Below are 18,216 nucleotides of genomic sequence, written 5' to 3' on the forward strand. Positions count from 1 at the left end.
TAGCGACAAGACACTATTCTCTCCAACCAAACGAGCTCACCCCTTGTCAGCACTAAGCTTGCGTATATTAACCTGCTTGCATTTGAACGCTTTCCAATCCGATAAGAACGCTGTCAAAAAACCATAAATTAGTAAGGGTTTTGTGTGACTCTTTTCACGCTTTTCCGCCTTCCTAGGCATTTCTAGGAATTTTTCCTAGCCGATCTAGGCAACCATCTCATGTGCCTCACAAAACCACTCTCTAGAATTCCGCTCAGTCAAAGGTAACAAGAGCACATAACGGTCTCCGTTGTGTTTCTAAAACAATTACAAGAGAGTTCATCATGTTAAAATTCCTCGAACAGGTGCGGAAGCCGACCCTCGATCTTCCTGTCGAAGTTAGAAGAAAGATGTGGTTTAAACCGTTCATCCAATCTTACTTGGTCGTATTTATCGGCTACCTAACCATGTACTTGATTCGTAAGAACTTCAATGTCGCGCAAAACGACATGATCTCAACTTACGGTTTGAGCATGACAGACCTAGGTCTTATTGGCCTTGGCTTCTCCATCACATACGGCATCGGTAAAACCGTTGTGTCTTACTACGCTGACGGTAAGAACACCAAGCAATTCCTCCCTTTTATGCTGATCCTTTCTGGTCTTGCAATGCTTGGTTTCAGCTTCAGCATGGGCGGCGGTAGTGCAAGCCTGTTCTTGATGGTGGCTTTCTACGCTCTAAGTGGTTTCTTCCAAAGTACTGGTGGCCCCTCTAGTTACTCAACCATTACAAAATGGACACCTCGTAACAAACGCGGCTCTTACCTAGGCTTGTGGAACATGTCACACAACGTTGGTGGTGCGGGCGCAGCGGGTGTTGCTCTTTTCGGTGCCAACTACCTATTCGACGGCCACGTAATCGGCATGTTCGTGTTCCCTTCTATCATCGCGATCATCGTTGGTTTTATCGGTATGCGCTTTGGTAGCGACTCTCCAGAAGCTTACGGTCTAGGTAAAGTAGAAGAACTTTTCGATGAAGCAGTGAGTGAAGAAGACACCGCCGCTGAAGAAAACCAGATGACCAAAAAAGAAATCTTTGTTGAATACGTTCTTAAAAACAAAGTTATCTGGCTACTTTGCTTTGCCAACATCTTCCTTTACATCGTTCGTATCGGTATCGACCAATGGTCAACGGTATACGCGTACCAAGAGCTTGGTCTGTCAAAAGAAACGGCAATCTCTGGCTTTACTCTATTCGAAGTCGGTGCGCTTGTGGGTACTTTGATGTGGGGTTACTTATCTGACTTAGCAAACGGTCGCCGCGCATTGGTTGCTTGTGTATCTCTTGGTTTGATCATCGTATCGCTTGAGTTCTACCAGCACGCCACTAGCGAGTTCATGTACTTAGCGGCTCTATTTGTATTGGGCTTCTTGGTGTTTGGTCCGCAACTTCTTATCGGTGTTGCCGCGGTTGGTTTTGTCCCTAAAAAAGCAATCAGTGTGGCTGACGGCGTAAAAGGTACATTCGCTTACCTAATCGGTGACAGCTTCGCGAAACTTGGTCTCGGTATGATTGCAGACGGTACACCTATCTTCGGCTTAACAGGTTGGAAAGGTACCTTCGCAGCCCTAGATACCTCCGCCATGATTTGTATTGTTTTGCTTGCTTTCGTCGCTATCGCGGAAGAGAGGAAGATTCGACACGCGAAGAAGCTTCAACTTGCACAAAACCAAGCCTAGCTTCTCTGCGCGCTTTACTTCGGTAAAGCGCGCAAGATCATTAAAAAGCATGGCTCAATTCAGTATCATTAAAGATTTTTCTATTAGCTCCTGTTGGAGCTTATTGTTGTTAGTCGTCTACTCTATTTGGTTGTAATAATGATTCATGTTGCTCTAGTTGATGATCACGTCATCGTGCGTTCAGGTTTCGCACAATTATTAAATTTAGAAAGTGATATTACCGTTGTTGGTGAATTCGGCTCTGTCGCCGAAGCGCGAAAAGGCTTGCCTGCGGTACACCCTCATGTCGTCATCCTAGATATCTCCATGCCAGATGAAAGCGGCTTAAACTTTCTTAGCGAAATACCAACTGGCATTGCCTGCGTGATGCTTAGCGTGCATGACTCCCCTGCGATGGTGGAAAAATCACTAAAGCTAGGTGCAAAAGGCTATCTTAGTAAACGCTGTAGCCCAGACGAACTTATTCAAGCCGTGAGAACCAGTGCTTCTGGCGGCTGTTACCTCACATCAGATATTGCACTTAAACTTGCAACGCCTAGCGACAACACCACCTCTCTATGCCAACTGACAAAACGTGAAAACGAGGTATGTCAGCTACTTGCGACCGGGTTGGATGTAAAGTCTGTCGCGGCAGAGCTTGGCTTGAGCCACAAGACCGTGCATGTGCATCGTGCGAATGCCATCGACAAACTCGGCGTGAAAAACAACGTTGAGCTCGCCAAACTATTTTCTCAAGAGTCCTTTTAATGCGAGCCTATTCTGTCACAACGATTTGTGGTCTGTTTGTTATGGCCTGTGCTTGGTTCTGTTTGTGGGTGATCGCCTACTACTTTGTCAACGATCCAGAGCTCGCCATTCTGCTTTTCCCATTCGCCTTACGATTGGGGATTGCGCTGCACACTCGCACCGCGTACTGGCCAACAATCTACGTATCAGAATGGGCGCTGACGATTGCACTTGCGACCCTATTAGAGCAACCTCAATGGCTCACAGTGCTGATCGCCAGTGTTGCCAGCATCCCTGTCACACTGATTGCGAAAAAATACTACTACGGTGACCAAAACCGCCACTTAGCCGTCATGGGCGTTGTGATCATCATTACCGCCTTCATCAACGTAATGGCGGTCGGCTTTCACGTGCCTTCTGTTTACATGGTGTGGTTAGCCAGTATTTCTGGTGGGCTGATGCTGGTTCCTATGTGCTACCTACTGTGGAACTACCTATTTCAAAGCCGATGGTCGCCTCTGACGTCGCATCTTTTGAACAACACTGTGGTGTTCAGCATTCGCCACATTGTGTTTTATGCCGTACTTCTTATCGGCAGCATTCTAGTGCAAACGAGTTTGCCTGAAGAGTTAAAACGATTTGCGCCGTTTTGTATGGCGATTCCAATCATCGTGCTTGCTCTGCGTTACGGCTGGCAAGGTGCTCTACTCGCCACCATGCTCAACAGCATTGCGCTGATTGCGGCTCGCAGCGGCGTATCAAATCTAGAAATCACCGATTTGTTATTATCTCTCTCGGCGCAAACCATCACCGGCATTATGCTCGGCTTAGGGGTTCAGAAACAAAAAGACCTCAATCACAAACTGCGCGGCGAACTTGCACGCAATCAGAATTTGTCTCGCCAGCTTATCAAAGCGGAAGAATCGGTAAGACGCGATATTGCGCGCGAGCTACATGACGAAATTGGACAGAACATCACGGCGATCCGCACACAAGCCAACATCATTAAGCGGGTAAATAACACAGAAACAAGCGTTGGTTGCGCGGACATGATCGAAGGGCTTTCCCTCAACGTGTACGACACCACTAAGCGACTGTTAAGCAAGCTAAGACCAAAAATGCTGGATGATTTGGACTTGAAAGAATCCGTCGAGCAACTGACGCGAGAGATGGAATTTGCCAATCACGGAACGACTGTTCAACTGAACTGGCAAGGCGATTACACCAACTTGAGTGACACGCTCAAAGTCACCCTATTCCGTTTATGCCAAGAGTCATTGAATAACGCCGCCAAATATGCAGAAGCGCAGTTGATCACTATTGAACTGACGATCGGAGAAGCGGCGGTGTCACTAATGATTCACGATGATGGTGTCGGTTTCAAAGTTCAGGACAGCATGAAAGGCATGGGCGTTCGCGGCATGCAAGAGCGTGTGCACGCGTTAGGTGGAAAAATGGTTATCTACTCCACCAGCGATCAAGTGATCGGCACACAAATCAGCATTACTTTACCTAAGGTGTAACTCAAGATGTTTGGATTTTTACGTTCACCTAAATTTACTCAACCGAGCCTGAGCAACGAGCAAATCGACCAGCGTTACCGCTATTGGCGTTTGCACATTATGTTGGGGATGTACATCGGCTACGCAGGTTTCTACTTTACCCGTAAGACCTTTAACTACGCAGCACCAGCGATGATCACCGACCTTGGCTTAGATAAAGGCGATTTAGGTCTTATCGGTACACTTTTCTACATCACCTACGGCTGCTCGAAGTTTATTTCTGGCACGATTTCGGACCGCTCTAACCCTCGTTATTTCATGGGATTAGGATTGATTGCGACAGGTCTGGTCAATATCGCGTTCGGCCTTTCTAGCTCACTCGCGGCTTTCATTACTCTGTGGATCTTAAACGCGTGGTTCCAAGGCTGGGGCTGGCCTTCATGCTCCAAGCTGTTAACGACTTGGTATTCACGTTCCGAGCGTGGCTTCTTATGGGCCATTTGGAACACCGCACACAACGTTGGTGGCGCGCTGATCCCTATTTTGGTGGGCTATTTAACGTTGCACTACAGCTGGCGTGAAGGCTTTATTCTACCCGGCATCATCGCCGTATTACTCGGTCTATTCGTTTGTTGGCGATTGCGCGACAAACCCACAACAATGGGTTTACCAAGTGTCGGCCAATGGCGCAACGACGCACTAGAACTTGCGCAGGAAAATTACGGACGTGGCCTCACCTACCGAGAAATTCTGAAATCGTACGTATTTAACAACAAATACATCTGGCTGCTCGCGTTCAGTTATGTGTTGGTTTACATCGTCCGAACCGCAATCAATGACTGGGGAAACCTGTACTTGACCGAGCAGCATCACTATAGCCTGATTAATGCCAACGCTGCTCTGTCTATGTTTGAAATCGGCGGTTTTGTTGGTTCATTGGTTGCGGGCTGGGGCTCAGACAAACTCTTTGGCGGTAACCGTGGACCAATGAACTTGCTGTTCGCGATTGGGATTTTCTTATCTGTCTCCGCGCTTTGGCTAATGCCTCTGACCAACTTTGCATTCCAAGCAGCGGGATTGTTCTCCATCGGCTTCTTTGTCTTTGGACCACAAATGCTGATCGGTATGGCGGCGGCGGAGTGCTCTCACAAAGACTCTGCCGGCGCGGCAACAGGATTCGTGGGCTTGTTCGCCTACATGGGCGCAGCATTGTCAGGTTATCCACTGGCGTTAATTCTTGAAGAATATCATTGGACGGGTTTCTTCATCACCATTTCAGTTTGTGCAGCCGTCATTGGCCTTTTGTTGCTGCCATTTTTGCAAGCGCAGCCATCACGAAAACCACTCGAACCAAAGCCTCGGTTGTAAATCGACTTATCGCCCTTCGGGCAAATTGGCGAGTGACCTAACCGCGCTCGCCCTCCTTATTTAACGTATCTCTGCTCAATTTTTCTTCCGATTCAGTTCGGAGGGTTAACTATGGGAAAAATTCATGAATTTGAACACTATTTCATCGCATAGCTTCTTTCAAATGAACAACAAAATCCAAAACTACGCTTGGGGAAGCACCTCTTCTATTCACGATTTGTTTGGCTTTTCTAACGAAACGAATGAGCCTCAAGCAGAAGTATGGATGGGTACTCACCCAAACGGCTGCTCTGAAGTTCAGGTTGAGCAAAACACGCTGCCTTTGTCTGAACTGATCAAACAAAACCAACCCGCTTACTTATCAGCAGAAACCGCAGCGAAATTTGGCGACCTGCCCTTTCTGTTTAAGATCTTAGCGGCCGAACATGCACTGTCGATTCAAGTTCACCCAAGCAAACAAGATGCCAAAATAGGCTTCGAAAAAGAACAAAGTGCCGGGATCCCACTAAACGCAAGCCATCGTAACTACAAGGATCCAAACCATAAACCTGAGTTGGTGTACGCGCTGACAAGTTACCAAGCCATGAACGGTTTTCGTTCGTATGACGAGATTATTGAGGCATTTGGCCTTTGCGATATCGATGAGCTACGCACACCGCTAGATGCATTCAAACGCGAAATCAACTCACAAGGTTTACGCGATTTCTTTGTGCACATTCTGACCATGGAAGGAGAAACAAAAGAGCGAGCACTGAAACAGCTTCTTGCCCACGCTTCACGTCAATCGGAGCAAGGCACTGGCAGCGACGTTTTCCAGCTCATCTTGGATCTATCCACTCAATACCCCGGCGATGTCGGCTTGTTTGCGCCATTACTGTTGAATGTCATCACGCTGCAACCTGGCGAAGCGATGTTCCTGAGCGCAAGAACGCCACACGCTTACATTAAAGGTACGGGATTAGAGATCATGGCGAACTCAGATAACGTTTTACGTGCAGGACTCACGCCGAAACATATGGATGTTGAAGAACTGGTTAAATGCACAGATTTTGTGCCTAAGCCTTTTGACAGCCTTGTTCTAGAACCCAATGCCAATGGTTGCCAAAGCCTTTACCCCGTTCCAGTGGAAGACTTTAGTTTCAGCATTCTTAACCAACCGAATCACGACGTGGTTGAGGCAAACAGCGCAGAGATTTTGATAGCGATTGATGCCGACCTGACACTCATCAGTGATAACGGTGAGACGTTAACCGCCGCGAAGGGACAATCTGTATTTGTTCCTGCTTACGTTGGCCATTACCGTATTCAAAGTGCGGGACGTGTGGCTCGCGCCTTCAACTAGTTTTTGAACAACCGATTCAAACTAACGTCTGACCCAAGGGACTGGGTTAGACAATTTATTCCTTTCATAGATTGAACCATTCCGCTCTTAAGGCACTCATGCTTACACCTTGTCGAATCCAAACACCTACAGGCCAGTTTCTCTAAAAGCCATAACCTCCCGGATCTACCATTTACTCAACATTCATTGTCAAAACCCATTTATGTCCGATAAATTCGTCGCTCCAATATCAAATCACTTGGATAATAAAGGCGCTTGCACAGTGGTATTTGTTGCAAAACGTATAATCAACGTTGTAATCAAAGCCTCAATCACTACAATCTCTGGTTCGATTTTTCAGTTAACGTTTGTATGCCGAAGTTAAACCAAGATAACCCTGTTCAAAGCTCCGCCCTTTCCGATATCGAAACCAGCAGTAAGATTCAATCGGCATTAGAACCGAAGTTTCACAAGCCAGAGAAACGTCTCTGCTTAAGCCCTGGCCTGTCGGATAAGCATTTGGCGCGCCGTTGGCAAGTATTGGAACACGTGACCAATAAAGATCATCTCCTTGATCCTTTCACGCAGTCACATTGCGATGCTTACTCCAACAACATCGAGCACTTCATTGGTACTGTTAATGTGCCGGTCGGCATTGCAGGCCCTTTGCGCATCAACGGCTTGTATGCGAACGATGACTTTTTGGTTCCGCTCGCAACGACAGAAGCCGCGTTAGTCGCTTCCTACAACCGTGGCGCAAATCTTATCACCGCCGCTGGTGGCGCGAGCGCATTGTTACTAAGTGAAGGGGTGAGCCGAACACCAGTATTCGCCTTTAATCACCTTGCTGACGCCGGCCAGTTCGTCAGTTGGGTTGTGACCCAGTTTGACGTATTTCGTCAAATTGCGGAATCCACCACCTCACATGGCAAACTCAAAGACATCAATGTAAATATCGAAGGAAACCATGTTTATTTGGTCTTTGAATACGTGACTGGTGACGCTTCCGGACAAAACATGGTGACCATCGCAACAAACGAAGTGTTCCATCATATTTTGGCGACCAGCCCAATCAAACCAACTCAAGCATTCTTGGATGGCAACTTATCAGGCGACAAAAAACCAAACGCGCACACACTGCGCTCGGTACGCGGTAAGAAAGTATCCGCCGAAGTGACCATTCCTGCTGAGTTGGTGGAAAAATATCTGCATACGACGCCGGAGTCTATGGTTCAATTTGGCAAAATGACCACAGTGGGCGGTTTACTCAGCGGGACAATTGGCGTCAACGCGCATTACGCAAACGCCCTTGCCGCGCTGTACATTGCTTGTGGTCAAGATGCCGCTTGCGTTGCAGAGTCTGCCATTGGAATCACTCGTATGGATGTGGACGCTCAAGGCAACTTGTACGCGTGCGTGACCTTGCCAAACATCATGGTGGGGACGGTTGGTGGTGGTACTGGCCTTCCAACGCAAAAAGCATGTTTGGATATTTTGGGTTTGCACGGCAACGGCAATGCGAAAGCGTTAGCCGAAGTCGCAGCTGCGCTTTGTCTGGCTGGCGAACTCTCGATCGTGGGCGCATTTTGTGCCGATCACTTTTCTCGTGCTCACCATAAGCTTGCCCGAAAATAACCTTTGTTGCTTTGTACAAGAGAACATCCGTGTGGTTTTCTCTTGTGCAAACCAATGGACTTTATTTATTGGCTCAATAATTTCTTGAAACTAACTTAAGCCTTAACAAACATACCAATCTCTTGTTAACAGTACTTTAGCTGTCCCCCTTCTATATCTATTGCGATATCTCTGCTTATTACTCTTCACTGGCCATATTTAATATCAGTATCTTAGAAAAAATAGCATCAAAAACTTCTAGCACTATAGTACCAAATTGAACGTTTGAGTTTTTTGTTCACCACTTATAGCTACTATACTCGCCTATGCAGCTGCTTGATTTTCATAAATTTACTAAACAGCTCAAAAGAGCTTAATAACTCCCGTTAAATGGACTTAAATCGTTACTTCGGGTAAGCGAGTTAACTATGAGACGTCAGAAGCTAAATAAAATCTCTGCTTGGGTACTAGGATTGGCTATCTTATTGCTGAGCCATGTGTCTAATGTATCAGCACAAATACAGCAATCCCCATCCGATCAAACCGTTGCGCGTTTTCTCTATCAAACCTCTTTTGGACCAACACCTGCGTTAATTAATGAGGTTAGGGAAAACGGGTTAGAGGATTGGATACAGAAACAAATCAACCTGCCAGCAACCTACCATCAACCACTTTATCAAACGCCTTTTTCTAAAGGCCTACAGTCAAACCGAGAAAATGCTTGGTATCAGATTGTTGTTACTGCTGAAGATCAGCTCAGACAGCGAACGGCTTATGCATTGAGTCAGATCGTAGTCGTTTCTCGTTATGGCGGCGTTCTTTCCAGCAAACCTACAGGGTTAGTGAATTACTACGATCTGTTGGTTGAGCATGCGTTTGGCAACTACCGAGACCTGTTGTATGACGTTTCCGTCCATCCAGTCATGGGGAGCTATTTGTCTATGCTCGGTAGTGCAAAAGAAAATAGTGGGACAGGAACGCTTCCCGATGAGAACTTTGCTCGAGAGTTAATGCAGTTATTCACTATCGGTTTGTATGAACTCAATTTAGATGGCAGTAAAAAGCTAAACCACGCAACAGGCAAACCTATCCCCACGTACAATCAAACTGATATTCAAGAGCTCGCGCGAGCATTAACTGGATGGAAAAATTCCGACATCGCATTCGTGAAACCGATGCGAGTTATCAGTCAAAGACACGACACCGGCGAGAAGCGATTTCTAGGGAACGTGATCCCATCGGGTCTAACCGCACAAGAAGAGCTTTCAAAAGTGATTGATATGTTGATGTCTCACCCAAATGTTGCTCCATTTGTTTCAAAGTTACTTATCCAACGTTTGGTCAGTTCAAATCCAAGCCCAGAGTACGTCGCGCGTGTTGCTACGATATTTAACAACAATGGGGAAGGAGAAAAAGGCGATCTAACCGCCGTTGTTCGAGCCATATTGCTCGACCCTGAAGCATTAGGGATGACGGATACCCCGCCTATAAAAGTGAAAGAACCGATACTGGTCCTGACTAATTTTCATCGAGCATCAGGTTTTACGGTTAAAGGATCACGTTACGAAGACGCAACAACGATGATGAACATCGCTAATCAAGGGCCGCTTCGTTCTCCTTCCGTGTTTAATTTTTACTCTCCAGACTATCAGCCGTCTAACGAGTTTACGGAGTCTGGTATTAACTCTCCAGAGTATGAACTTCTCAATTGGTCTGTTTATACCGATTTGGTCAACTATATGTTAACCAGCACTCGTAGAGGAGGTGGTGATTCCTACCACTTCGATCTTAACGAGTTTTATCTTCTTCTGGACGATCACCGTGCCTTAGTCGAATTGGTTAACGAGCGTTTCTTTGCTGGAACGGCTTCTGCTGAATTGAAAGAGCTCATGCTCACCGCCCTGAATGATTATCGTGGTGACTATGTGCCAACAACAAAACTCGCTCTAGTGATATTTACCGCCATTTCTGGCGACGAATTCTATATTCAGGATTAGGAGTGAATTATGGATATTTCACGACGACATTTTATACAAAGCACGCTATCGATGGGCGCACTAGCCTCTCTTAGTCTGCCAGGTTACTCTCTCGCAGCGCCATCCAATGACTTTCGAGCATTAATATGTGTGTATTTAGCTGGCGGAAACGATGCATTCAACACCATACTGCCATTATCGGAGGCGCACTATCATCAATATTCCACAGTCAGAGGGCCACTCTCTGTCGCCAAAGAAGACATACTCCCTATCAATTTGAGTGCTGTCGATAGCTCAAATCACCCAGTTAAGCTCGGCTTACACCCAAAGTTAAATGCGTTAACTTCCGTTTTCGAACAAGGCGATGCCAGCATCGTGCTCAATAGTGGCATTCTCAACCATCCCGTCACCAAACAAGCTATTGAGCAAGGTGAAGCATCACTTCCCGAGCAACTGTTTTCTCATAATTCTCAAACAGACGCTTGGTTACTTGGTGGAATGAGCGAGTCTAAAAATCTTGGTTGGGCTGGCAGAATGTTGGATGTATTAAACTCTGAATCAGAAATAACACCGCTATACAGTGTGCATGGCAACTCGCTTTGGTTACGGGCAATGGAACACCGCCAAACCGTCCTGAAAAAAGATCGCGCAGTTCAGCTTACCGCGATTGATAACCCGCTATACAAGGGGATCTATGATCGCCTTCTCTCTCATCAAACTGACAATCCATTTAATGGTCATTTTAATTTGATGGTTGATGAGTCGATGGTAATGAGCAGTGTACTGAGCGAGCAACTCAACCACATTGCTGACGAGCCGCTGTTTACGTCATCGACGCTCGGCAAGCAGATGCAAACCGTGTACAAATTGATAGCAAGCCAAGATGTCCTGAAGCAGCAACGACAAGTCTTTTTCGTTAAACACTCTGGGTATGACCTACACGATTCGCAACTGGCACGTCATCCAGTGTTACTTGAGGATCTCGCGACAAACCTTTTGGCAATGTATCGTGCGGTCGAACGGTTAGGGCTAAACAAGCAAGTCACCTCTTTCACTATGTCTGACTTCGGTCGACGGATGATGAGCAACGGAAATGGTACTGATCATGGCTGGGGTGGCCATCAACTATTAATTGGAGGCGCGGTAAATGGGAAACAACCTATCGGTACATGGCCGGAACTAATACTGGGCGGAAACGATGATTACTCTCAAGGCCGACTCATACCCAAAATTGCCGCTGATCAAGTTGGTTCAACACTAGCACAGTGGATGGGCGTGAGTGATAACGCTGCACTGGAATACGTCTTCCCGAACATCCGTAATTTTACTCATTCAAACCTGGGTTTTATGGCTTAAGATATTTTACAGGTTAGCTGTAGAACGCATCATCAAATAAGGGAGCCTCGCGCTCCCTTACTCATCTTATGTTTGCAGAGTGTCCGTTACACCTCGTCGCGACGGCGTTCATTACACAGCTTAATGGCACGCTCAAGTAATTCTAACGCGGATTGCTCACATTCAGGCAGAACCGCATCACTTTCAGAAACTGGCGTTACGCTGTCACCCCATTTCAATACTGCCGCACCCCATGTCAAACCTGCACCAAACGCAGCAAGAAGCATATTATCACCTGGGTTAACTCGACCTTGCTCTACCGCTTCACACAATGCAATTGGCACGGTCGCAGCTGAAGTATTGCCATAGTTTTGAATGTTAACAAACGCTTTGTCGTGTGGAATTCCAGACAGGTCACACAAGGTTTGAATAATACGAATATTCGCTTGATGCGGAATCACAACATCGATTTGTTCCGTCGTTAACTGTGATGCTTTCAGTACGGTTTTCGCAGCTAGCCCCATGCCTTTTACTGCACGTTTGAAAATTTCTTGTCCTACAAAGTTGAAATCCCAGTAACCGTTGTCTTCCGCAAAGCGATCCATACAAGTACCAAACTTTGGTACGGACAGAATATCGCGGCCTTTTGCGTCACAACCGATTTGAGACTGTAGTAAACCCGTTTCTTTTTCCGTTCTTGATAACACAACGGCGCCCGCACCATCACCAAATAGAACAGCGGTATCTCGCATTGCCCAATCGATGTAGAAAGACAATCTTTCCGCACCAATAATGATCGCGTTACGATAGTTACCTGATTGAATCAAACGTGTGCCCGTTTCTAGGCCATAGACAAATCCCGTACATGCGGCATTTAAGTCAAAGGCAGCGGCTGCACGAATACCTAGGTTCTGCTGTACCTTAGACGCGATATTTGGAATCAATGAATCTGGTGAACAAGTCGCCACAATGATTAAATCCACGTCTGTTGCATCGACGCCTGCTCGAGCTAATGCATGTTTAGCAGCAACGGTCGCCATGTCTGACGTGTTTACATGACTAATACGGCGGTTTTCGATACCAGTGCGGGTACGAATCCACTCATCGGAAGTATCGAGGAAAGTGCTAAGATCATCGTTAGAGAGCACGGCTGGCGGAACACATTTCCCCCAACCTGTAATTTCAGCGTAGTAATTTGTCATCGCAGACCTATTTATTGTTGTATTTTAATAAAATTTCTTAGAACCTTAGGCTCAAATACAAACCTGCGCTGCGTTATTTCGGCAGGTTAAAAAATAAGTATACAAATAATGAGGCTGACTGGTAAGTCATGTTTTCATCAATACGTAATAAAGGAAGAAGTCATGTCATCGTTTAAAACTCGCTGCCCTTCGTGCGGCGGTCTAAATCGTGTCCCTAATGAGCGCGTTGCCGAATCTGCAACTTGCGGTAAATGTAAAAGTGCACTTTTAGACGGCTCGCCTATCGAAGGTACACAAGATAACTTTTCTGCTCTATTACAAAGTGATATGCCTGTTGTAGTAGATTTTTGGGCCCCATGGTGCAACCCGTGCGTTGGCTTTGCTCCTGTTTTCTCTGATGTTGCTCATGAGCAAGCCGGAACGGCTCGTTTTGTTAAGATTGATACCGAAGCTCAACAACAACTTGCGACGCAATTTGGTATTCGCAGTATTCCTACCATTATGGTTTTCAAGAATGGTCAACGCGTTGATATGATCAATGGTGCGTTACCTAAAACTCAATTCGATCAATGGTTAAATCAAGCACTTACTAAATAATCTTCCACGCCAACCTTGTTTGTAGGTTGGCGTTTTTATGCAACTTATCAACCTATCTAGTTAACAAATATTATTTATCGAAACGACTTAAATTTATCATTTTACTTGCCTAACTATTAGCCTCATATTCGCGCCGAATAACCCTTAGATTTCATTTAACTTATAGGCGCAAAACAGTGGAAAACACAGTCGTTCCTGCAGCATCACCACGAGTTACAGTTCCAGTCGTCGCACTGTCTCTTTATGCGGTGGCTTCGGGCTATTTAATGAGCTTGATCCCTCTCATGCTCGGTGAATACAACATCTCAGCAGATTACGCGAGTTGGTTGGCGAGTGTGTTTTATGGCGGCTTATTAACCGGTGCTATTTTTATTGAACGTATCGTACGTCAAGTTGGTCACCGTAACGCGTTTATTGGTTGCTTGGCCGTATTTTCGCTAACTATCGTCACACTACCCGTGTTTGCTAACGGATTGATGTGGCTTGCCGCTCGCTTTATTGCGGGTATCGCGGTTGCTGGTGTTTTTGTCATTGTTGAATCTTGGCTAATGTCTGGAGACGAAGCATCGCGTGCGAGACGTTTGAGCTTGTACATGCTATCGCTTTATGGTGGTTCAGCATTAGGCCAGTTTGGTATTGGCGTGCTTGGCGTAAGTGGCGGCGTTCCGTTTATTGCGATCACGACGTTGATCTTAATGGCGATGCTGGTGCTAATGTTCATTGAGTGTGAGCAGCCAAACAGCCATGAATCAACCGCTTTATCATTTAAGCAAATTGCCAAACTAAACCATGCAGCAATTATTGGTTGTGTTGTTTCAGGTTTGACCTTAGGCGCGATCTACGGATTAATGCCAGTTGAGTTAACTAACCGTAAAATTAGCCATCAAGACATTGGTACATTGATGGCGCTAGTGATTCTAGGTGGCATGCTAGTTCAACCAATGGTGACCGCGTTAAACAAATACATGAGCCGCACAGTGCTAATGGCGTTTTTCTGTATTTTGGGTATTTTTTCGATCGGTATGACGTTTATTTCCTCGTCAGCCGTGGTATTGGCTGCTGCATTATTCTTTTTAGGTGCAGCTACTTTTGCCTTGTACCCGATTGCAATCAACTTAGGTTGCGAAGGACTTGATGAACGCTTTATTGTCTCTGCGACACAAGTCATGCTGTTTAGCTACAGCATCGGCTCTGTTGCTGGTCCTGTTGTCGCTGATAAATTTATGGGCCAAGAACACGGCTTGCTAGGCTACGTGTTTGCCGCTTTGGTTGCGACTGGCGTATACATGCTACTTGCTGCGAGCAAAACCAAGCAGCGTATGGCCGCTGGCCTCTAACCACGCCGCTTCTACTCAACGAAAACGAGGGCATGTCGCCCTCGTTTTTTTATTCTTCGCATTTTTGTTTAGATAAACGCTTGTGACGGTTTGACGCGTTCGCTGCAGGCTTTTCCGGTACCATTCGCTTTTCATGAAGCAAATGACGAACCGCCAAGATGGGATGTTTCAGTAACATTCTGGGGCCAGAGTAACGCATGACCAAACGCATTTGTTCTTTCGGCTCTGGTTTGTAGCAGTGAATCGGACATTTATTACACGTCGGTTTATTCTCTCCATAAGGACAGCGGTCGAGGCGCACTTCTGCGTATTCAAGCAGCTCATGACATTCTGAGCATAAGTCACGTTTTGTTCCATGATGGTCATGACAGTAAACCTCTACCATGGCTTTTACTGTCTTAAATTCAGTGGCGAGTTTGCCAAGTAAAATATCGCTCATGCGCTATCCAAAAATCACAACATCATTGTGTAAAGTTCTAACGTGCGGCCATTATCATATTGCTGCTCAACTCGTTCAAACTCAAAGCCCAGTTTTTTGAGCAAACTTATACTACGAATATTGTCATTGTTGGTGATGGCAACCAAATTATCGAGTTTCATTTCCTCTCTAGCGTATTCCAGCACTGCGGTTGCAGACTCCGTTCCGTAGCCGAAGCCATAAGCGGAAGGTAAAAATCCATATCCGAGATCATAGTGTTGTAATGTGTCACGTTTAACCAACCCACAAATCCCGATGGGTTGTCCATCTTCTTTCTTCTCTACAACGAGTAAACTCACGCCTCTAATTTTTTGCATGCGTAGCATGTTTTCTTTTATGTAACGCGCCGCTTCATATTCGGTACGAATTTGTTTGTCTCCGACAAAACGGTAGAAGTCTGGGTGGTTATAAAGTTCTAGTATAAATGGTGCATCATTTACACTCACAAGACGCAGTATCAAACGTTCGGTGTACAGTGTTTTCATTTGGGCTCCATTAAAACGCGATAGATGATTGGACATAGGAACGTACTTGAATTTTGCGACCGATACCGGCGCTTATTTAGTTGTAACTTGATAAAAAAGTAACTATCCTGCCTCGCTAAATTAAAGGACCACCACCATGAACCGCAAGAAAAAAATCAATCAGATCTTGAAAGCGAAGCAGAAGAAGCATAACGCTAAGCTACATAAGAGCAATAAGCCGCGTTATATCTCCAAAGCTGAACGCGCGAAAATGGAAGCTGAAGAACAAAACCAAGCTTCAGAACACACGGAAAACGTTGTAGACACAGCGCAGACAGATCAAGCCTAAAAGAAAAGCCGCTTCAAGCGGCTTTTTTGATATTTGGAGCGAGTTAGCTTTAGTATTCAACACTGTAGTTCAGTGTGAATGTGCGACCTCTTCCTTTGTAGTCGTACGCTGCTGCATCGTAGTGTGCTGCATAAAGAATCTGCGCACGTTGTCCCCAAGCGGTTGTGTAGTCTTCGTCAAATAGGTTTTGAATACCAAAACCTAACTGCCCGATAGGTAGTGTTACGTTACCAAGAAGATCAAACGTAGTGTATCCATCTAGTTTGTTGTTTGCGTCATCTTCGTAATCAAACATCGTCTGGCTTTGTAGACGTAGTGAATAGCCATCCTGATAGTAAGCCGCCCACGCGTTCGCTTTTGATGTACTTGCTTTACCCGCACTTAGATCTTCCCACTTACCGTTGGTTTTCAGCTCAGAAACCACATAGTGACCTGATGCACCTAACAAAATATCACGGTTTACCCAGTAGTTAATGTTTGCTTCGGCACCGTATACACGTTGCTCGTCATCAACATTGGTGATTAGGAGCGTCTTCTTGTCATACTTGATTGAGTTATCCGACACCGAGTAGTAACCCGCCGCTTGCAGTGCGACAGTATCCGTATCTAATCGGTAACCAATTTCATAGCTGTCCGTTTTGATGCCCGACATTTTTGAGTCAGATACATTAATGCTATTGTTCAACGCGTAGTGACCATTTGCATCCGCGGCATCGTAGCTACCTTGGCCGTAGTACTTTGCAGGATCAGCGAGTTCGAAACCTTGAGAGAAGTTCGCCCAAAGCTGAGATTCATCGTTAAGCTGATAAATAGTGCCCAAATTAAATAAGCTCACAGAGTAGTCAGTGCTGCCACCTGGTACCGCATCCGCTGATACACCATTACCCGATGCGATCTTCTTTTGTATACTATAGGCAACAAAATCATCAATCTTATTGTCCATGTATTGGTAGCGGTAGCCTGCTTGTACTGACCAATCTTGATTGATTTGGTAATCCCCTTGGACAAATATTGCGTAAGACGCCACATCAACATCTGGGTAACGCCCCACTTCGGCATAGGTTCGATTAATTAAGTTCCCAGAGCTGTTCGCAATGGTTGGATCGAACAGAGCCTGGTTACTTTCAAAACGGTCTAAGTACGCATCGACACCATAAACAAGTTTGAATGACTCCCAGCTTTTAGCTAACGCTAAGCGCCCAGCAAAAACTTCTGTTTTTTGTTGAGAGGCACTTTGGTAATAAGGAGTAAAGGTTTGGTCTTCACTACGGTAAGATAACTCGCCTATCAGTTGATGACCGAATACGCTGTCGTGAGCGTAGTTCGCACTTAAGAGAACTCGCTCTGTACCATGTTCACGGTCGGAATCGAACCCCTCTCGTACATCAACAAATTTATTGTTAACAATGTACAAACCGTATGGCGAATCTTGCTGGCTGTCATAGTATTGTGCGACAAGGTTTAACTTGCTGGCATCGGAGATTTGAATCTCGGTCGATCCCATAACATCGAGCGTTGAATTATACTGCAAGGAGCCCTGTGAAATGTCTGGGGTGACAATGTCGCCATTTGCGTCAAATGCACCTTGTGTCTCGGTGTACACAACCGAACCTCTAGCGGTAATTCGCTCATTACCACCCGAGATAGACTGAGCGAGTTTGTAATCAAAGTCATCGCTGCTATTAAAGCCTGTAGTGCCACTCACGTAGGATTCAAACGACAAGTCATCCGAGTACGCTTTCTTGGTGATAATGTTAATAACACCACCAGTAGCGCCTGCACCATAAATGGAGGTTGCACCAGATAGTACTTCAATTCGCTCGATGTTGAATGGGTCTATTGCGTCTAACTGACGACTAATCGGGCGAGAAGACTGTAACGAGACACCATCAATCATTACCAACATTGCTCTACCGCGAAGGTTCTGACCATAATTAGTTCGACCACCGGTGCCGACGTCTAAAGAAGGGATGGTTGCAGAAAGAATATCACCCAGTGTCTTGCCCGCACGATATTGCTGAGCAATCTCTTCTTGGCCAACAAACCAAACCGTTCCTGGAATATCGGAGATCGATTTCGGCATCACACTGCCTACAACAACCAATTGCTCATCGCTCGGAGTCGATGTTTGTTGAAGATCTTCTGCTGCTATTGAGCTAACTGCGTATCCACTGCTCATCGCAAGTACGATGAGATTGAAAGAAAACGTCCTTTTCATCATTGTATTTA

At 45.8% G+C, this 18,216-nt stretch carries 15 protein-coding genes; 11 read left to right on the forward strand and 4 right to left on the reverse strand.

Annotated elements, in window-relative coordinates; genetic code table 11:
• Positions 1 to 323: 323 nt before the first annotated feature.
• From uhpT to R7E38_RS06665, 8 genes are all read left to right on the forward strand, one after another.
• The gene (gene uhpT, locus R7E38_RS06630; RefSeq protein ID WP_226083017.1) at positions 324 to 1,718 is read left to right on the forward strand and encodes a hexose-6-phosphate:phosphate antiporter; all 1,395 of its coding nucleotides are present in this window, start codon (positions 324 to 326) and stop codon (positions 1,716 to 1,718) included.
• A gap of 138 nt (positions 1,719 to 1,856) precedes the next feature.
• Positions 1,857 to 2,465 (forward strand): transcriptional regulator UhpA, encoded by a 609-nt coding sequence (uhpA, locus tag R7E38_RS06635; protein ID WP_005376090.1) that lies wholly within the window; start codon positions 1,857 to 1,859, stop codon positions 2,463 to 2,465.
• A complete protein-coding gene (gene uhpB / locus R7E38_RS06640; protein ID WP_213987615.1) occupies positions 2,465 to 3,967 on the forward strand; it encodes a signal transduction histidine-protein kinase/phosphatase UhpB in 1,503 nt (500 codons plus the stop codon). Before uhpA ends, uhpB begins: the two co-directional genes overlap by 1 nt.
• Before the next feature lie 6 nt (positions 3,968 to 3,973).
• Entirely contained in the window at positions 3,974 to 5,314 is a 1,341-nt protein-coding gene (locus R7E38_RS06645; RefSeq protein ID WP_226083019.1) for an MFS transporter, read from the forward strand.
• Positions 5,315 to 5,438: 124 nt separating this feature from the next.
• Positions 5,439 to 6,656 carry a mannose-6-phosphate isomerase, class I gene (gene manA / locus R7E38_RS06650; RefSeq protein ID WP_213987613.1) on the forward strand — a complete coding sequence of 406 codons (1,218 nt, stop codon included), beginning with the start codon at positions 5,439 to 5,441 and terminating at the stop codon, positions 6,654 to 6,656.
• Positions 6,657 to 7,007: 351 nt separating this feature from the next.
• A complete protein-coding gene (locus R7E38_RS06655; protein WP_226083021.1) occupies positions 7,008 to 8,270 on the forward strand; it encodes a hydroxymethylglutaryl-CoA reductase in 1,263 nt (420 codons plus the stop codon).
• Between the two features lie 407 nt (positions 8,271 to 8,677).
• On the forward strand, positions 8,678 to 10,246 hold the full coding sequence (locus tag R7E38_RS06660) for a DUF1800 family protein (RefSeq protein WP_226083024.1): 1,569 nt from the start codon (positions 8,678 to 8,680) through the stop codon (positions 10,244 to 10,246).
• 9 nt (positions 10,247 to 10,255) lie between these two features.
• Positions 10,256 to 11,581, forward strand: a complete 1,326-nt coding sequence (locus R7E38_RS06665) for a DUF1501 domain-containing protein (protein ID WP_226083026.1) — start codon at positions 10,256 to 10,258, stop codon at positions 11,579 to 11,581.
• 86 nt (positions 11,582 to 11,667) lie between these two features.
• On the opposite strand, the gene R7E38_RS06670 is transcribed toward R7E38_RS06665, so the two are convergent.
• Complete coding sequence (locus tag R7E38_RS06670) at positions 11,668 to 12,762, reverse strand: ketoacyl-ACP synthase III (protein ID WP_226083028.1); 1,095 nt, start codon at positions 12,760 to 12,762, stop codon at positions 11,668 to 11,670.
• A 162-nt stretch (positions 12,763 to 12,924) separates the two neighbouring features.
• Here R7E38_RS06670 and trxC point away from each other — a divergent pair, with 162 nt between their 5' ends.
• Positions 12,925 to 13,359 (forward strand): thioredoxin TrxC, encoded by a 435-nt coding sequence (gene trxC / locus R7E38_RS06675; protein ID WP_005387991.1) that lies wholly within the window; start codon positions 12,925 to 12,927, stop codon positions 13,357 to 13,359.
• A gap of 176 nt (positions 13,360 to 13,535) precedes the next feature.
• Complete coding sequence (locus R7E38_RS06680) at positions 13,536 to 14,696, forward strand: MFS transporter (protein ID WP_047101058.1); 1,161 nt, start codon at positions 13,536 to 13,538, stop codon at positions 14,694 to 14,696.
• A 49-nt stretch (positions 14,697 to 14,745) separates the two neighbouring features.
• On the opposite strand, the gene R7E38_RS06685 is transcribed toward R7E38_RS06680, so the two are convergent.
• Positions 14,746 to 15,135: a nitrous oxide-stimulated promoter family protein gene (locus tag R7E38_RS06685; RefSeq protein ID WP_025767744.1), complete on the reverse strand. Its 390-nt coding sequence runs from the start codon at positions 15,133 to 15,135 to the stop codon at positions 14,746 to 14,748.
• Positions 15,136 to 15,149: 14 nt separating this feature from the next.
• Positions 15,150 to 15,659 (reverse strand): GNAT family N-acetyltransferase, encoded by a 510-nt coding sequence (locus R7E38_RS06690; protein ID WP_047101056.1) that lies wholly within the window; start codon positions 15,657 to 15,659, stop codon positions 15,150 to 15,152.
• Positions 15,660 to 15,795: 136 nt separating this feature from the next.
• On the opposite strand from R7E38_RS06690, the gene R7E38_RS06695 reads away from it, so the two are divergent.
• Entirely contained in the window at positions 15,796 to 15,987 is a 192-nt protein-coding gene (locus R7E38_RS06695; RefSeq protein WP_005376066.1) for a DUF2986 domain-containing protein, read from the forward strand.
• A gap of 49 nt (positions 15,988 to 16,036) precedes the next feature.
• Here the strand turns inward: R7E38_RS06695 and R7E38_RS06700 are convergent, their stop codons facing one another.
• The gene (locus tag R7E38_RS06700; RefSeq protein ID WP_047101053.1) at positions 16,037 to 18,208 is read right to left on the reverse strand and encodes a TonB-dependent receptor; all 2,172 of its coding nucleotides are present in this window, start codon (positions 18,206 to 18,208) and stop codon (positions 16,037 to 16,039) included.
• Positions 18,209 to 18,216 lie beyond the last annotated feature (8 nt).

Origin of the sequence: Vibrio sp. Vb2131, assembly GCF_033338535.1 — a bacterium.
Lineage (GTDB): Bacteria > Pseudomonadota > Gammaproteobacteria > Enterobacterales > Vibrionaceae > Vibrio > Vibrio alginolyticus.

Coding starts and splice junctions, on each gene's coding strand:
- R7E38_RS06695 (WP_005376066.1), top strand. CDS start 15,796: ATGAACCGCAAGAAAAAAATCAATCAGATCTTGAAAGCGAAGCAGAAG.
- R7E38_RS06685 (WP_025767744.1), bottom strand. CDS start 15,135: ATGAGCGATATTTTACTTGGCAAACTCGCCACTGAATTTAAGACAGTA.
- uhpA (WP_005376090.1), top strand. CDS start 1,857: ATGATTCATGTTGCTCTAGTTGATGATCACGTCATCGTGCGTTCAGGT.
- R7E38_RS06665 (WP_226083026.1), top strand. CDS start 10,256: ATGGATATTTCACGACGACATTTTATACAAAGCACGCTATCGATGGGC.
- uhpB (WP_213987615.1), top strand. CDS start 2,465: ATGCGAGCCTATTCTGTCACAACGATTTGTGGTCTGTTTGTTATGGCC.
- uhpT (WP_226083017.1), top strand. CDS start 324: ATGTTAAAATTCCTCGAACAGGTGCGGAAGCCGACCCTCGATCTTCCT.
- R7E38_RS06670 (WP_226083028.1), bottom strand. CDS start 12,762: ATGACAAATTACTACGCTGAAATTACAGGTTGGGGGAAATGTGTTCCG.
- R7E38_RS06660 (WP_226083024.1), top strand. CDS start 8,678: ATGAGACGTCAGAAGCTAAATAAAATCTCTGCTTGGGTACTAGGATTG.
- R7E38_RS06645 (WP_226083019.1), top strand. CDS start 3,974: ATGTTTGGATTTTTACGTTCACCTAAATTTACTCAACCGAGCCTGAGC.
- R7E38_RS06700 (WP_047101053.1), bottom strand. CDS start 18,208: ATGATGAAAAGGACGTTTTCTTTCAATCTCATCGTACTTGCGATGAGC.
- R7E38_RS06690 (WP_047101056.1), bottom strand. CDS start 15,659: ATGAAAACACTGTACACCGAACGTTTGATACTGCGTCTTGTGAGTGTA.
- trxC (WP_005387991.1), top strand. CDS start 12,925: ATGTCATCGTTTAAAACTCGCTGCCCTTCGTGCGGCGGTCTAAATCGT.
- manA (WP_213987613.1), top strand. CDS start 5,439: ATGAATTTGAACACTATTTCATCGCATAGCTTCTTTCAAATGAACAAC.
- R7E38_RS06655 (WP_226083021.1), top strand. CDS start 7,008: ATGCCGAAGTTAAACCAAGATAACCCTGTTCAAAGCTCCGCCCTTTCC.